The organism is Xanthobacter sp. AM11 (assembly GCF_047444035.1).
Lineage (GTDB): Bacteria > Pseudomonadota > Alphaproteobacteria > Rhizobiales > Xanthobacteraceae > Xanthobacter.
This window is the reverse complement of record NZ_JBLAOA010000001.1, coordinates 3,093,814-3,108,094: the sequence shown is the minus strand read 5'-3', so window position 1 is coordinate 3,108,094 and position 14,281 is coordinate 3,093,814. Positions and strand designations below refer to the sequence as shown.

At 70.4% G+C, this 14,281-nt stretch carries 11 protein-coding genes; 3 read left to right on the top strand and 8 right to left on the bottom strand.

Going from position 1 to position 14,281, the window contains the following annotated elements; genetic code table 11:
- Nucleotides 1–35: 35 nt before the first annotated feature.
- The 3 genes from ACI7BZ_RS14275 to ACI7BZ_RS14265 form a co-directional block, all read right to left on the bottom strand.
- Nucleotides 36–1,274, bottom strand: a complete 1,239-nt coding sequence (locus tag ACI7BZ_RS14275; RefSeq protein WP_414117845.1) for a lytic murein transglycosylase — start codon at nt 1,272–1,274, stop codon at nt 36–38.
- An 18-nt stretch (nt 1,275–1,292) separates the two neighbouring features.
- Nucleotides 1,293–2,177, bottom strand: coding sequence for a glutamate racemase (gene murI, locus ACI7BZ_RS14270; RefSeq protein WP_414117844.1), 885 nt, complete (start codon nt 2,175–2,177; stop codon nt 1,293–1,295).
- Between the two features lie 88 nt (nt 2,178–2,265).
- Nucleotides 2,266–2,586, bottom strand: a complete 321-nt coding sequence (locus ACI7BZ_RS14265) for a 2Fe-2S iron-sulfur cluster-binding protein (RefSeq protein WP_414117843.1) — start codon at nt 2,584–2,586, stop codon at nt 2,266–2,268.
- Between the two features lie 324 nt (nt 2,587–2,910).
- On the opposite strand from ACI7BZ_RS14265, the gene ACI7BZ_RS14260 reads away from it, so the two are divergent.
- Entirely contained in the window at nt 2,911–7,086 is a 4,176-nt protein-coding gene (locus ACI7BZ_RS14260; RefSeq protein ID WP_414117842.1) for an apolipoprotein A-IV repeat region-like domain-containing protein, read from the top strand.
- 125 nt (nt 7,087–7,211) lie between these two features.
- Nucleotides 7,212–7,985: a hypothetical protein gene (locus tag ACI7BZ_RS14255; protein ID WP_414117841.1), complete on the top strand. Its 774-nt coding sequence runs from the start codon at nt 7,212–7,214 to the stop codon at nt 7,983–7,985.
- A 249-nt stretch (nt 7,986–8,234) separates the two neighbouring features.
- Here the strand turns inward: ACI7BZ_RS14255 and ACI7BZ_RS14250 are convergent, their stop codons facing one another.
- The 4 genes from ACI7BZ_RS14250 to ACI7BZ_RS14235 all read right to left on the bottom strand — a co-directional run bounded on the left by ACI7BZ_RS14250 (nt 8,235) and on the right by ACI7BZ_RS14235 (nt 11,851).
- The gene (locus ACI7BZ_RS14250) at nt 8,235–8,867 is read right to left on the bottom strand and encodes an ABC-type transport auxiliary lipoprotein family protein (RefSeq protein ID WP_414117840.1); all 633 of its coding nucleotides are present in this window, start codon (nt 8,865–8,867) and stop codon (nt 8,235–8,237) included.
- 7 nt (nt 8,868–8,874) lie between these two features.
- Nucleotides 8,875–9,798: an MlaD family protein gene (locus tag ACI7BZ_RS14245; RefSeq protein ID WP_414117839.1), complete on the bottom strand. Its 924-nt coding sequence runs from the start codon at nt 9,796–9,798 to the stop codon at nt 8,875–8,877.
- A gap of 88 nt (nt 9,799–9,886) precedes the next feature.
- Nucleotides 9,887–10,708, bottom strand: a complete 822-nt coding sequence (locus ACI7BZ_RS14240; protein WP_414117838.1) for an ABC transporter ATP-binding protein — start codon at nt 10,706–10,708, stop codon at nt 9,887–9,889.
- A 6-nt stretch (nt 10,709–10,714) separates the two neighbouring features.
- Complete coding sequence (locus ACI7BZ_RS14235) at nt 10,715–11,851, bottom strand: MlaE family lipid ABC transporter permease subunit (protein WP_414119171.1); 1,137 nt, start codon at nt 11,849–11,851, stop codon at nt 10,715–10,717.
- 278 nt (nt 11,852–12,129) lie between these two features.
- Between ACI7BZ_RS14235 and dgcA the strand changes: the two genes are divergently transcribed.
- Complete coding sequence (dgcA, locus tag ACI7BZ_RS14230) at nt 12,130–13,110, top strand: N-acetyl-D-Glu racemase DgcA (protein WP_414117837.1); 981 nt, start codon at nt 12,130–12,132, stop codon at nt 13,108–13,110.
- On the opposite strand, the gene ACI7BZ_RS14225 is transcribed toward dgcA, so the two are convergent.
- Nucleotides 13,080–14,267 carry an MFS transporter gene (locus ACI7BZ_RS14225; RefSeq protein ID WP_414117836.1) on the bottom strand — a complete coding sequence of 396 codons (1,188 nt, stop codon included), beginning with the start codon at nt 14,265–14,267 and terminating at the stop codon, nt 13,080–13,082. The two genes, dgcA and ACI7BZ_RS14225, sit on opposite strands and share 31 nt — an antisense overlap.
- Nucleotides 14,268–14,281: the final 14 nt, after the last annotated feature.

Here is a 14,281-nt window from a genome sequence, read left to right as displayed (position 1 = left end):
GGGGCCGAACCCGGCAGCCGCGGGAAGCCCCTCCCTCACCGCCCCTGGCGCAGGGCGGTGAGCACCACGAGGGAGGCGTAGCCGTCGGCCGGGGTGATGCCCGCCTTCTGCTGGAACGCCCGCACCGCGCGCATGGTGTCGGTGCCCACCCGGCCGTCGGTGCCCCCGGTGTTGAATCCGGCGGCGGTCAGCCGCTGCTGCACCTCCTGCACCTCGGCGAGGGTCAGCGCCCGCTCGCCGCCGGGCCAGGGCGTCACGAACGCCCCCTCCCCCATGATGCGGTCGCCCAGATGCACCACGGCGAGCGCATAGTTGGACGACGGATTGTAGGACCGCACCGCGTAGAAATTGTGCAGCAGGAGCAGGGCCGGCCCGCCCTCCCCACCCGGCAGCCACAGCCGCGCGGGCTCGTCATAGCCGGCGAGGGACTGGCCCTCGACGGTGACGAGGCCAAGCTCGCCCCACTGGCCGAGGGGCCGGCGCGTCTTGTTGTCCGCCAAGGCGGCGTTGAAGCCGGCGGGCAGCTTCACCTCGAAGCCCCACGGCTCGCCTCGGCGATATTTGCCACGCTTCACCAGGTAGTTGGCGGTTCCGGCCAGGGCATCGTCCGGCTTGCCGAAGGGCGAGATGCGCCCGTCGCCGTCGAAGTCCACGCCCATGTTGAGCCACACCTCGGGCATCCACTGGGTGTGCCCCATGGCCCCGGCCCACGAGCCGGTCATCTCCTGCGGCGTGCCCCAGCCGCGCTCGACGATGACCAAAGCGTTGAGCAATTCCGCTTCCCAGTATTTGCGCCGCCGCGCATCGCCCCAGGCCAGCGCCGCGAGGGAGGGGAAGATGGGCTTCATGTGCTTGGGGTTGGAGAGGACATCGCCGAAGGCGCTCTCCATGCCCCAATAGCCCAGCATCACCCGGCGATCGACGCCGAACGCCTTTTCGATGCGGTCGAGGAGGCCGGCATATTGGCGCGCGCGTTCCTTGCCGGTGGCGATGCGCCAGTCGGAGACGCGGCGGTTGAGATACTGCCAGGTCAGCTCGGTGAATTCCGGCTGGGCGCGGTCCTGCGCATAGACGCCGGTATCCGGCTTCAGCCCGGCGAACACACTGTTATAGGTGGCATCCGAGACGCCGCGGGCACGGGCGCGGGCGCGGAACGTCTCCACCCAGCGGGGAAACGGCTGGGCCGCCTTTTGGGCGAAGGCCGGCGCGATGCCGGCAAGGCCTGCGCCCACAAGGCCCAGGGTGAAGGCGCGACGGTCGATGCGTGGCGTCATGGGGCCTCCGGGGCGCGATCAGCAGGCAGCGGCGAAGAGGCCGGCGGTTGCAAGGACCTGCGGCGCGGCGACGGCGCGGCCGATGATGGCGGAGATCCGCTCGGCCTCCAGAGGCCGCAGGGTGGAGACGATGCGCACCGGGCCGGCATCCATCACCGCGCCCGGCGCACCGATGAGCTGCGTGACCCGCCGGGCGATGGCCGGGGCCGGGTCGATCCACCGCACCGGCCACGGGGCCAGCCGCTCCAGCCGGTCGAGGATGAGGGGATAATGGGTGCAGGCCAGCACCACGGTATCGGTCCGCCGGCCGCCGGCAGAGACGAAGCAGGGGGCAATCTCCGCGGTGATGTCCGCATCGTCCACCTCGTCCCCCGCCATGGCGGCTTCGGCGAGGCCGGCGAGGGCGTCGCTGGGCACCAGCGCCACGTCGCAGCCCACGGCGAATTCGCGGATCAGGGCGGCGGTATAGTCGCGGCGCACGGTGCCCGGGGTCGCCAGCACGCTCACGCGCCGGGTCGCCGAGGCGGCGCACGCCGGCTTCACCGCCGGCACCGTGCCCACGAACGGAACGGTGTGGCGCGCCCGCAGCGACGGCAGCGCGAGGGTGGAGGCGGTGTTGCAGGCGATGACCACCAGATCCGGCGCAACCTCGCCGATCAGCCGGTCCATCACCTGGGAAACCCGCGCCACCAGCATCTCGTCGGACAAGGCGCCATAAGGGAAGGCGGCATCGTCGGCGGCATAGACGAAGCGTGCGTCCGGCCGGGCGCGGGCCACCTCGCGGAACACGGAGAGGCCACCTACGCCAGAATCGAACACGAGAATGATGGGCGCCGCGGCGCCGGGCAGGGCTGGACGGGGCGACACGACAGATCTCTCGATGGCAGCAGCGACGGACGCCATGGCTTATCCTCGACAGCGCAGGCGAGATTGTGACGCCCGCACCGTAAAGGAAGGATGATCGCCGGCCGCCCCGACGGCCGCCGAGGCCTCAGCCCTGGGTTTCCGGCGTGCGCAGCACCAGCCCGTCGAGTTCGGCGGTGAGCTTGATCTGGCAGGAGAGGCGGGAATTGGGCCGCACGTCCGTGGCGAAGTCCAGCATGCCCTCCTCCATCTCGGAGGGCGCGCCGACCTTTTCGGTCCAGGCCTCGTCCACATAGACATGGCAGGTGGCGCAGGCGCACGCCCCGCCGCATTCGGCGACGATGCCGGGCACGCCGTTGCGGATCGCCGTCTCCATGGCGGTGGCGCCTTCCGGGCCTTCCACCGCGTGGGACGTGCCGTCGAATTCGATGAAGGTGATAGCAACCATGTAGAATGCCGCTGACTGACCGTTCACGTGCCGTGGCGACGGAGGGTGGGGGGGAAATGGCTTCGGCACCGAGGCCCGGCAAGGGCTATAACCGCAAGCGCCGCCTCGCGCCAGCACCGATGCCGGGGCGCCACGGCCGTTAACGATATCTTCATATTCGTGGCACGGGCGGTTCAATCCGCAGCGCGGCAAGTCTAGGATAAGGAAGCGTAAACCAATTCCGTGGGGCCATCGGGGCTGCGGGAGGGTGTGGGTACTGGACTCGGCGTCGCGTGGGCGGAACAAACCGCCCGGGCCGCCGTCGAAGGCAGAGGCGACAGCGAGATGAAGACTCCGAAGAAGATCCAGGACCCGACCGAGGCGGCTCTGTCGGCCATCCAGGAGGCTCTGACGCTGGAACTCGACACCGTGGCGCCAGGCGCGGCGGCGAAGGGGGCGGAACCGGCCATCCCGCCGGATCGCGCCTCCCCCATTGATCGCCCCCTGCCCGCCGTTCCGCCGCGGGAGCAACGCCCCATCAACCGCCGGCCGCGCCCCCCCGAGGCCGACGCCCGGCCGGAAGGGCGCCCCGAGGGCCGGCGCGAGGGCCCGCCCCGCCGTGGCCTCGACCCCGAGCGCCGCGCCGCCAACGACGATCGCCAGACCATCGGCCAGCTCCTCGGCCAGTTGCAGCGCCGCCCCGCCCCCACCGCCTATTACTGGGCCGCGGGCGGTTCGCTGCTGTGGATCATCGTCGGGATCATCTTCGCCTACACCGTCCACCGGGGCCTGCTGGCCAGCTCCAACGGCCTGGAATCGCTGGTTGAATCGCCGGCCCTGCTGGGCATCTTCGCCGGCATCCTGCTGCCGCCTTTGGCCTTCTTCGGCATGGCGAGCGTGATGCGCCGCTCCCAGGAACTCCAGGGCATCGCCCGGTCCATGACCGAGGTGGCGCTGCGCCTCGCCCAGCCGGAATCCATCGCCACCGAGACCGTGGTCACCGTGGGCCAGGCGGTGCGCCGCGAGGTGGCGGCCATGGGCGACGGCATCGACCGCGCCATCTCCCGCGCCGGCGAGCTGGAAGCCATGGTGCGCGCCGAGGTCTCGGTTCTGGAACGCGCCTATGAGGAAAACGAGGTGCGCATCCGCACCCTCATCGAGGAGCTGCAGACCGAGCGCCACAACATCCAGATCGAGACCGAGCGCCTGCGCGAGGGCCTGCTGGGCGCCGAGGCCATGCTTTCCAACGAGGTCAAGGACGTCGCCGACCGGCTCCAGGGCACCATGATGGAGGCCAGCGAGCAGGTCACCGAGATCCTCGGCCAGAAGGGCGAGCACATCACCGCCGCCCTCGCCCGGGTGGGCGACAGCATGATCGACAGCCTCACCACCAAGGGCGGCGAGTTGATCGACCGGCTGCAGCTCACCGGTTCGGACATCCGCCAGGATCTCGCGGAGTCCGGTGACGTGCTGGTGCACACCCTGAAGTCGCGCACCGACGACCTCGCCTCCAACCTGCTCTCCACCACCTCCGACGTGGCCCAGCTCATCGACCGCTGGGGCGACGACATCACCGCCAACATCGACCGCCTGAAGTCCGGCATCGGCGACACGCTGGCCGACAACAGCGGGCGCCTCGCCGACAGCATCGACGTGCGGGTGGCCGAGGTGAACGCCGCCTTCCGCGCCACCAGCGAAGCGGCCGTGCTCGACTTCTCGTCCCGCGGCGGCGAGCTCGTGAAGAAGCTGGAGGAAACCGGCGAGCGCGTGGCCGAGACGCTGGCGGTGCGCGGCACCGACCTTGCCGACCGCATCGAAGCCACCGGCAACCGCATCTACGAGGCGGTGGCCGTGCGCGGCGACGATCTGCAGCACCGTCTCGCCGACACCGGCGACCGCATCGCCCAGTCCCTCGACCGCTCCTCCAACCACGTGGTGGCGGCGCTGGTGGACAAGGGCGACGAGATCGCCTCCTCCCTCAACAATGCCGGCTCCGACATGACCGAGCGCCTGTCCATGGTGGCCAACGAGGTCACCAAGGCCATCGGCGCGCGCGGCTCGAAGGTCACCGATGCCTTCCGCGAAACGGCCGACATGCTGGTGGCCACCATCGGCACCAAGGGCGACGCCATCAAGGAGATGCTCACCGCCCGCCTGAAGGCGATGGAGGAAACCATCACCGTGCGCGGCACCGAGCTGGCCGACCGCATGCAGCACGACGGCACCGCCCTCGCCCGCGTCATGCAGGACGGCGTGAAGGCCTTCGACACCACCGTGAAGGTCCATGCCCCCGAGCTGGTGGACCAGATCAGCCACCGCGTCGCCTCGGTGAACGAGAACCTGCGGGCGGCCACCGCCACCCTGGACGAGCGCCTCACCTCCACCACCAACACCGTGACCAGCGTCATGGACCAGCGCATCGCCCGCATCGAGCAGACGCTGGACCAGCGCGCCCAGAGCCTGACCGAAACGCTGGCCACCCGCACGGTGACCCTCGCCCGCACCATCTCCGACGGCACCCGGAACGCCACCGACTCCCTCGACAAGTCGATGGAGACCCTGGAATCCTTCTTCGCCACCCGCAGCAAGGCGCTCGGCGACGTGCTCACCGAGCGGGCCGAGGCGGTCCACCGCAACATCGGCAGCCGGGCGCAGGAGATCGCCTCCGTGCTGGACGGCCGCGTCCATCGCATCGAAGAACTGGTGCTCGGCCGCCTCGATGGTGTCGCCACCTCCCTGGAAGTGCGCGGCTCGGCCATCGCCGACGCCCTCGTGGGCCGCATCGAGAACGTCTCCGGCGCCCTGCGCTCGGAAGCGGTGGAGGTGGAGCGCTCGCTCTCCCTGCTCTCGCAGAATGTGGGCCGCACCCTCACCGAGCATTCGGAGAAGGTGGCGGACGCCCTCGGCACCCGCCTCACCGAGATCGCCCACCTCATCGACGACAAGAACGGCACCTTCCTCGCCGCCCTGGAGCGCACCAGCCAGCGCGCCGTGGCCGAGATCACCGCCACCAACACCTCGCTCAAGAGCGACGTGGGCGCCATCATCGAGCGTCTCGCCGAAGCCAACTCCACCTTCCAGGGCGCCATGACCAAGGCGGTGGGCAATCTGGAGGACTTCTCCGGCAGCTTCGCCCAGCGGGTGGAGGGCTTCAGCACCACCGTGGACGGCATCAGCCACAGCGCCGATCTCACCGCCCAGCGGTTCGAAAGCCAGATCAAGGGCCTGCGGGAGGTTTCCAACGGCGCCCTGGCGCAGATGTCCGAGCTGTCCAACCGCCTGGAGCAGAACAGCCGCCTGATGGACGAGGCCACCCGCGCCCTGGGCAGCGCCCACAACCGGGTGGACGAGACCCTCACCGCCCGGCGCGCGGCCATCGAGGATCTCACCGCCACCATCGGCCAGCGCGTGGCCGACATGGACACCCGCCTCGCCAGCTTCCACTCCATGCTGGACGAGACCTTCAAGACCGCCCAGAACCGCGCCCGCCAGATCGCCGGCGTCGTCTCCGAGGCCACGTCGGGCTCCACCAAGACCATCGAGACCCAGATGGAACTGGTGCGCGTCGCCGCCGATGCGGAACGCGAGCGCACGGCGGCCGCCCTGCGCGAGACCTACGCCGCCGCCCTGGACGACGTGCAGCGCCTGTTCGGCGAAACCGGCAACCGCTTCACCCAGGTGGCCGGGGACCTGAAGCGCGTCGCCGAGGACGTGCAGCACGCCATCGCCCTCGCCCGCGAGGAGATGAAGCGCGGCATCCTGGAACTGCCGGCCGAGACCGAGGCCAGCGCCGCCACCATGCGCCGCGCCGTCGCCGAGCAGATCAAGGCCCTTGCCGAGCTGAACGAGATAGTCGCCCGCCAGGGCCAGGCCCTGGACGTGGCCGAGGCTTCGGCCCGCACGGCGGTGCAGGACATCGCCCGCAGCTCGGTGGCCCGCGAGACCTCCACCACCCGCGAGGCGGCCCCGCTCGGGCGCAGCCGTGCGGATGCCCCCGCCGAGGCACGCCGGCCCGCCGCCCCGCCGGCGCCCACCCGCCGCGCCGAGGCCGAGCGCCCGGCGCCCCGCCCCGCCGCCCGCGAGGCCGGCGAGGAACGCGACGGCTGGCTCTCCGAGCTGCTCGCCCGCGCCTCCGACGACCTCGGCGACGCCGGCCGGCGCAGCCCCCGCGCTCCCGGCGGTGTGGAATCCCTCGACGCCCTCTCCACCGACATCGCCCGCATGATGGACCATCAGGCGGCGGTGGAGATGTGGGACCGCTACAATGCCGGCGAGAGCAATGTCTTCTCCCGCCGCCTCTACACCCAGCAGGGGCAGCAGACCTTCGACACCCTGCGCCGGCGCTACCGCGCCGACGCCGGCTTCCGCGACACGGTGGACCGCTACATTGCGGAATTCGACCGCCTGCTGGAGCAGGTTGCCGCGGACGACCGCGACGGCGCCCTGACCCGGACCTATCTCACGTCCGACACAGGCAAGGTCTACACGATGCTCGCCCACGCCTCCGGCCGCTTCGAGTGAAGCGGCCGGTGCGGCACGCCAGGATCTTCCGTCCCCGCCCCCAGACGGTATCATAAAGGGGCCGGCGATCCTGAGCGGACCGGCGGGCCGCAACTGACGCCTCACGCCTGCGGAGCATTCTTTCCATGAAGACTATTATCTGCGCTGCCTATGCCGGTGGACAGGGCAAGACCACCCTTGCCCAGATGGTTTATGCGGCCCTGAGAAAGCGCGAGCTCGCCTACAAGCTCGTCGCGGCCGATTTCACCGACGGCACCGGCCATTCCAAGATCGGCAAGTTCTTCCCCACCAAGGTGCTGGAGCTGGGCATCGGCTCCGCCCTCGGCTCCGGCAAGACCGAGAACGACGCCAACGCGCCGCTGCGCTACTGGGACCGTTTCGGCGGCCTTCTGCTCACCGGCGGCGCAGTGCTCGATCTCGGCGCCAATGTGGTGCCCCAGCTGGTGCAATGGGCCCACCATCGCCGCGTGACCCACATCATGCAGCAGCGCAATTCGCCGGAAATCGACCTGCTGGTCATCACCAAGCCCGAGACCCATTCCATCGAGAATGTCGCCACCCTCATCGAGGACGTGGTGGTGGGCAACGCCCTGCCGGTGGCCAACGTGATCATCGTCGAAAATGAGGTGGGCGGCTCGTTCGAGGGCCACGACCTGTCGCGCATCGAGCGGGCCGGTGCCGGGCGCAACCTCCATTTCATCAAGATTCCGCGCTGCTATTCCGAGCTTTGGCCGCACCTGGAGCGCACCTTCACCCCGGTGGAAGATGCCCTCTCCGCCACCGAGACCGAGCTGGCGGAAAAGTTCGGGATCGAGATCTGGGCCGCCTATGCCGGGCTGATGGACCTTCGCACCTGGGCCGACGAGGTTTATGCGCAGTTGCACAAGGTGGGCATCTGAGGCCTGAAGGCCACGCCGCCGCGCCGGACACCCCGCATGCCGCGGGTGCCTGGCGCGGCGCGGTGTCCCCGGCATTTCATGGCGTCCGACACGCCCCGCCATCGCCGGGCCTTTGGGCCTGGCCGGCGCAGGCCGCCCCAGGAAACGGATGGCGGGTGTTTGGACGACCGCCGATAGCTCTCAGTCGCGCCCGGCTTCCGGCGGCTGCCAAGGCTGGCGCGGACCCGGCGCGTTCGATGACGATCGCCCTCAGAACCGGCTTGAGGCCCACCGCACCATGGCCACCAGCACCTGGTCGGCCGCCGTGTCCAGCGCTGCGGTGGCGGCCTGCCCGGCGGTGGAGGCGGCCGGCACGCCAGCCTTGAACACATGGGCGGCGAGAATGCGCCCGCTCTGGCTGCCGATGAGCTTGGCGGACAGTTCCACCACGGCCACCGGCCCCTCATCGGTGATGCGCAGGGCGAAGGTGCGGATGTCGATGACGAGCTGGTAGTCCGCCGTCACGCCGTCGCCCGGCCGGGCGACGCGGCGCAGCTTGCTGCCGTTCTCGAACGCCTGGATGGTGCGGGCCTGCAGCAGGGCCGGCAGGTTGTCGCTCCATTGCGCGTCGGCCAGATAAGCCACCTGCCCGGGGCCGGGCTCCACCACCACCTTGTCCGTGTTCAACACCGCGAGCGCCGAGGGCGCCACCACGATCAACTGCCCCGAGCCGCCGCCACCGCCGGCGGAGAAGGCGCCCGGCGCGGACAGGCTGTAGGTGGGCACGGGGGTGGAGCCGCACCCGGCCAGGGCAGCAGCGAACACGGCCGCAAGCATCATCCGGGCGCGTCGAGAGACGGCGCCGGCCAGGATGGCTGAAAAGCTCCTGCGAACGTCGATCATGATCCGCTCATCGCCCATATTTGGGAATGGAAGTGCCGCCGCCAAGGATGAATTGCTGCGGGTTGCGCTCAAGGTTCTTCAGCACCCGGTCGATCTCCGACAGCGTCCTGCGGCCGTCGGTGGCCAGCGCCTCATACTGGCGCAGGCCCGGCCCGGTGAAGCGGCTGATCTCTGCGGTCAGCAGCGCCGTGCGCTGGTCGAGATTGTCGGCGAGGCGCCGCACCGAGGAGGCCGCGTCGGTGGCCTGCATCAAAAGCCCGTCCTTGTCCTCGGAGGCGTGCTGCAGGTTCACCACCACCTTGTCCACCCGCTCCGCCACCCCGTTGAGCTGCTTCACCAGGACGTTCGCCTGCTCGATCAGGGACTGCACGTCGCCGGACTTCTCCGCCACCGCCTTGGAGAAGACCTCGATATTGCTGATGATGTCCCGGATGTGGTCGGGATTGATGGCCTGGATCACCTTGTCGATGCGCTGCAGGGCGCCCTGGGCGGTGTTGATGAGGCCCGCCATGCCGGCACCGCCGTCGGCGACGATGCGGGGAAAGCCGTTGGGGCCGGGAGGGATCGGCCCGGCGCCCGGGCTGCCGCCGCGGAGGGACACCGCCACGATGCCGGTGAGGCCCTGCGATTCCAGCCCGGCCTTCGCATCGGAAAGCACCGGCACCTTGTTGTCCACGCCGATGCGCACCAGCACCTGTCCCGGCTGGTCCGGCACGAGGTCGAGCTTGGTCACCTGGCCCACGGGAATGCCGTTGAACAGCACGCTGTTGCCCTGGCGCAGGCCGGCCACCGAACCGTCGAAGATGATCTCGTAGGTCTTGCGGCCGGTGGAATCCTGCGGCCCGGCGAACCAGTACACGAAGCCGAACGCCGCGGCGAGGACCGCGAGCGTGAAGGCTCCGATGATGGTGTAGTTGGCCCGTGTCTCCATGCCCTGGTCCCGGCTCCGTTCCGATCCTGCCCCGCGCTCCGGCCCATTTGCCCGGCGGCCACGTCCTTCTTGGCCGCCTCGCTCCTCTCTACCGTCCCGGCACGCCCGGCGGGTGTGCAGACTGAACCGCCCGCGCCCGCGCGCCATGGAAATAGGCCCGCAACCACGGGTGCTGAGCCTCCATCATGGTTTCGATCGTGCCCTGCGCGATCACCTTCCCGTCGGCCAGGGCGGCGATGCGGTCGCAGACCGTGTGCAGACTGTCGAGATCGTGGGTTACCATGAAAACCGTAAGCCCCAAAGTCTGTTGCAACGTGCGGATGAGCTCGTCGAAATCCCCCGCGCCGATGGGGTCGAGGCCCGATGTGGGCTCGTCCAGGAACAGGATCTCGGGGTCGAGGGCGAGCGAGCGGGCCAGTGCGGCGCGCTTGATCATGCCGCCGGAAAGCTCCGAGGGCAGCTTCTCCGCCACATCGCACTTGAGGCCCACCATCTCGATCTTGGTGAAGGCGATCTCGTCCAGCAGGCGCTGGGACAGGCGCAGGTTCTCGCGCAGCGGGAACTGGATGTTCTGCTTCACCGTGAGCGAGGAGAACAGGGCCCCCTGCTGGAACAGCACACCCCAGCGCCGCTCCAGGGCGGAGCGCTCGCGCTCGGACAGGTCGTCGAGATTCTGGCCGAACACCTCGACGGTGCCGGACCGCTTGGGCACCAGGCCGAGAATGGTGCGGGTGAGCACCGACTTGCCGCCGCCCGAGGTGCCGACGAAGCCGAGGATCTCGCCGCGGTAGACATCGAGGTCCAGGTGGTTGAGCACCACGCGGTCGCCGAAGCCGACCACGATGTCGCGCACGCGGATGATGGCTTCCCGCGCGTGGGTATCGGTGAGCGGGGCGGTGCGCGCGTCCATGCCGCCTCACATGTCGATGGCGGCGAAGAACATGGCGAACAGCCCGTCCATCACGATGACGAGGAAGATGGCCTTCACCACCGAGGCGGTGGTGTGGGCGCCCAGGGATTCCGCGCTGCCGCCCACCCGCATGCCTTCCAGGCAGGCGACGATGCCGATGGTGGCGGCCATGAAGGGCGCCTTCAGCATGCCCACGTTGAACTGGTCGAGGTCGATGGCGTCCTTCAGCCGGCGCAGGAACACGTCGGGGGTGATGCCGCCATACCCCCACGACACCAGCCCGGCCCCGAGCAGCGCCGACATGGAGCCGATAAAGGTGAGCAGCGGCAAGGCGATGATGAGCGCGAAGACCCGCGGCACCACGAGGATCTCCACCGGGTCGAACCCCATCACCCGCAGCGCGTCCATCTCCTCGCGCATGCGCATGGACCCCAGCTCGGCGGTGTAGGCGCTGCCGGACCGCCCGGCGATCATGATGGCGACGATGAGCACGCCCAGTTCGCGCAGCACCAGCACGCCCACCATGTCCACCACATAGATGTCGGCGCCGAACCTGCGGAAATTGAAGATGCCCTGCTGGGCCAGGATGCAGCCGATGAGGAAGGTGATGAGCAGGATGATGGGCACGGCGCGGAAGCCCACCCGGTCCAGCTGGTTCACCATGGCGGTGAAGCGGAAGGTGCGCGGGCGCAGCGCCACCCGCCCCACGGCGGCCATGGTGGCGCCGATGAAGTTGAGCAATGCGAGGGCGTCCTTGCCCACATTGACCACTTCATGGCCGAACCGCTCAAGGATGGCCTCGTGCCGGCGGCTGGGGGGCGGCGGCTCGTGGCCGGTGCGCGACATTTCCTCCAGCAGCACCGCATAGCGCGGCGCCAGCCCGCGGACCTGCGGCTCCACCCCGGCGCCGAGCCAGGCGCGGCGCAGGCGCTCGAACAGCACGGCACCGAAGGTGTCCATGCGCTCGACCCCGGCAAGGTCGATCTCCACCCCCTTCGGGGTGCGGTATTTGCTCACCGTGTCGTCCACGGCATATTCGAGGTCGTCGGCATATTCCGCGGTCCATGCGCCGCGCCCGGCCACGATCAGCCGGTCGTCCTGGCTATGCACGGAAATCAGCGACGCGTGGGGCAACGCTTGCATCTCCCTCGGCAGGAACCGGTGCAGCCGGACCCCGCCCGTCATGTGTCTACCGGCCGCGACATCTGCCGCCGCCTCTTCGTCGCCGACCTTAGCATCGCTGGTCCGGCGGCGAACGCCCCCGCCTTCCTGGCCGCCGGGGCATCCCGCAGCGCCAGAGAACAGTCCTTAGCCATACAGAGAGAGTTTCCCCACGTCGAGGTCGCACAGGACACACCTGGCGACCTTCCGCATCCGCCCGGCGCGACGGGCTGGCGGAATCGGGTATTAATCTTAACCCCATGGCTGAGCTGACCTTGAGCATCGAGCGGTTTCCCATCGCCGGCACCTTCACCATCGCCCGCGGCTCCAAGACGGAGGCGGTGGTGGTGGAGGCCCGGATCACCGCCGGCGGGGTGACCGGGCGCGGGGAATGCGTGCCCTATGCCCGCTACGGGGAAACCGTGGAGGGGGTCGCCGCCGCCATCGCCGCGCTGGCGCCCGAGATTGCCGCCGGACTCACACGCGCACAATTGCAGGAGCGCCTGCCGGCGGGTGCGGCCCGCAACGCCCTCGACTGCGCCTTCTGGGACCTGGAGGCGAAACGCAGCGGCGTCCCCGCCGCCGTGCAGGCCGGGGTGGCGCCGCTGCGGCCGCTCACCACCGCCTTCACCCTCAGCCTCGACACGCCGGACGCCATGGCCCGCCGCGCGGCGGAAGCGCAGGGCCGGCCGCTGCTGAAGCTCAAGCTCGGCGCCCCGGGCGATGTGCAGCGGCTCGCCGCCATCCGCGCCGCCGCCCCTGCCGCGCGCCTCATCGTCGATGCCAACGAAGGCTGGGACGCGGACCAGCTTCCGGCTCTCCTTTCGGCCTGCGCCGCCGCCGGGGTGGAACTCGTCGAGCAGCCGCTGCCCGCCGGGCAGGACGGGGCCCTCGCCCGTATCCAGCGGCTGGTGCCCGTTTGCGCCGACGAGAGCGTGCACGACCGCGCCGGCCTCGCCGCCCTGCGCGACCGCTACGATGCGGTGAACATCAAGCTCGACAAGGCCGGCGGCCTGACCGAGGCGCTGGCCCTGGCCGGCGCGGCGCAGCGCGCCGGCTTTTCCATCATGGTGGGCTGCATGCTGGCCTCCTCCCTCGCCATGGCGCCGGCGCTGCTGGTGGCGCAGCGCGCGCAGGTGGTGGACCTCGACGGGCCGCTGCTGCTCGCCCGCGACCGCACCCCGGCCCTGCGCTATGACGGGGCCATCGTCTACCCGCCCGCGCCGGACCTGTGGGGCTGAAGCCAGCCCGCCAGCAGGGCGACGCCGGTGCCGGCAAGGCCGACGACGCCGGCAGCCAGGAAGGTCATGGGGCCGAACTGCTGCCAGAGCGGCCCGGACGCCACATTGGCGGTGGCCATGAAAAGGCTGGTGGTCCACGCCGCCGCCGTCTGCCCCGCCCCCGCCCGGTGCTCGCTCACACTGCGGGCGATCAGCTCCACCGTGCCGAGATAGGTGGCGCCGAAGGTGAAGGCGTGCAGCAGCTGGAGCGGAAAGAGCAGCTCCAGCGGCGGGTCGCCCGCCATTGCAGCGAAGCGCACCAGGGCCGCCATCCCCCCGGCGGCGATCAGCCGATGGGGGCCGAACCGCGCCACCAGCCCGGTGCCGAACCGGAACAGCACCATTTCCGCCGCCACCCCGGCCGCCCACAGAAGGCCGATGGTGGTGAGCGACACCCCCTCCTGCGCCCAATGCACCGAGGCAAAGGCATAAAGCGGCGCGTGGCTCGCCTGCACCACGGCCCCGGCGACGATGCCGGCCAGCAGGCCGAGCCGCGCGCGCCGGCCGTTCAGGGGCATGGCCCGGCGCTCCGCCGGGGGCAGCTCCGGCAGCGCGGCGGTGGCCAGCACATGGGTGAGATGGCCCGCCAGCATCAGAAGGACCACGGACCCCGCCCCCAACCCGCCGATGAAGGCGCCCCCCGCCACATTGGCCACCAGAAAGGAAGCCGAGCCCCATTGCCGCGCGCGGCCATAATCGGCCCGCTTCGCCTTGGCCAGGCGCGAGGCGTAGGAATCCAGGAGGGCGAGGCCCGGGAACCAGCACAGGGACATGAGCCCCAGCACCACGAAGATGGCGAAGGCCTCGCGGCTCGCCGCCAGCGCCCCCATGCCGAGCACGGTGGCCAGGGCCAGGGCCACCAGCAGCGCCCGCGGCCGGCCCAGCCGATCGGAGAGAAGCCCCAGCAGCGGGGTGGCCACCAGCCGGGCGAGCATGGGCACCGCCAGGGCGATGCCGATGGCTTCGGGGCCGAGCCCGCGCTGCTGGAACCACAGGGGCAGATAGGGAATCTGGATGCCGAGGGCGATGAAATAGGTGGCATAGGCCGCCGCCAGGCGCCGCTGGACGCAGGGCCCGCCCGCAGGCCCCGGCCCCCTCGCCCCCTCGTCCTGTGCCATGGACCGCCGCCCCT

Excerpts from the sequence above, each read along its gene's own strand:
- ACI7BZ_RS14265 (WP_414117843.1), bottom strand. The coding sequence starts at position 2,586 with ATGGTTGCTATCACCTTCATCGAATTCGACGGCACGTCCCACGCGGTG.
- ACI7BZ_RS14260 (WP_414117842.1), top strand. The coding sequence starts at position 2,911 with ATGAAGACTCCGAAGAAGATCCAGGACCCGACCGAGGCGGCTCTGTCG.
- ACI7BZ_RS14275 (WP_414117845.1), bottom strand. The coding sequence starts at position 1,274 with ATGACGCCACGCATCGACCGTCGCGCCTTCACCCTGGGCCTTGTGGGC.
- ACI7BZ_RS14245 (WP_414117839.1), bottom strand. The coding sequence starts at position 9,798 with ATGGAGACACGGGCCAACTACACCATCATCGGAGCCTTCACGCTCGCG.
- ACI7BZ_RS14225 (WP_414117836.1), bottom strand. The coding sequence starts at position 14,267 with ATGGCACAGGACGAGGGGGCGAGGGGGCCGGGGCCTGCGGGCGGGCCC.
- ACI7BZ_RS14235 (WP_414119171.1), bottom strand. The coding sequence starts at position 11,851 with ATGCAAGCGTTGCCCCACGCGTCGCTGATTTCCGTGCATAGCCAGGAC.
- dgcA (WP_414117837.1), top strand. The coding sequence starts at position 12,130 with ATGGCTGAGCTGACCTTGAGCATCGAGCGGTTTCCCATCGCCGGCACC.
- ACI7BZ_RS14240 (WP_414117838.1), bottom strand. The coding sequence starts at position 10,708 with ATGGACGCGCGCACCGCCCCGCTCACCGATACCCACGCGCGGGAAGCC.
- murI (WP_414117844.1), bottom strand. The coding sequence starts at position 2,177 with ATGGCGTCCGTCGCTGCTGCCATCGAGAGATCTGTCGTGTCGCCCCGT.
- ACI7BZ_RS14250 (WP_414117840.1), bottom strand. The coding sequence starts at position 8,867 with ATGATCGACGTTCGCAGGAGCTTTTCAGCCATCCTGGCCGGCGCCGTC.
- ACI7BZ_RS14255 (WP_414117841.1), top strand. The coding sequence starts at position 7,212 with ATGAAGACTATTATCTGCGCTGCCTATGCCGGTGGACAGGGCAAGACC.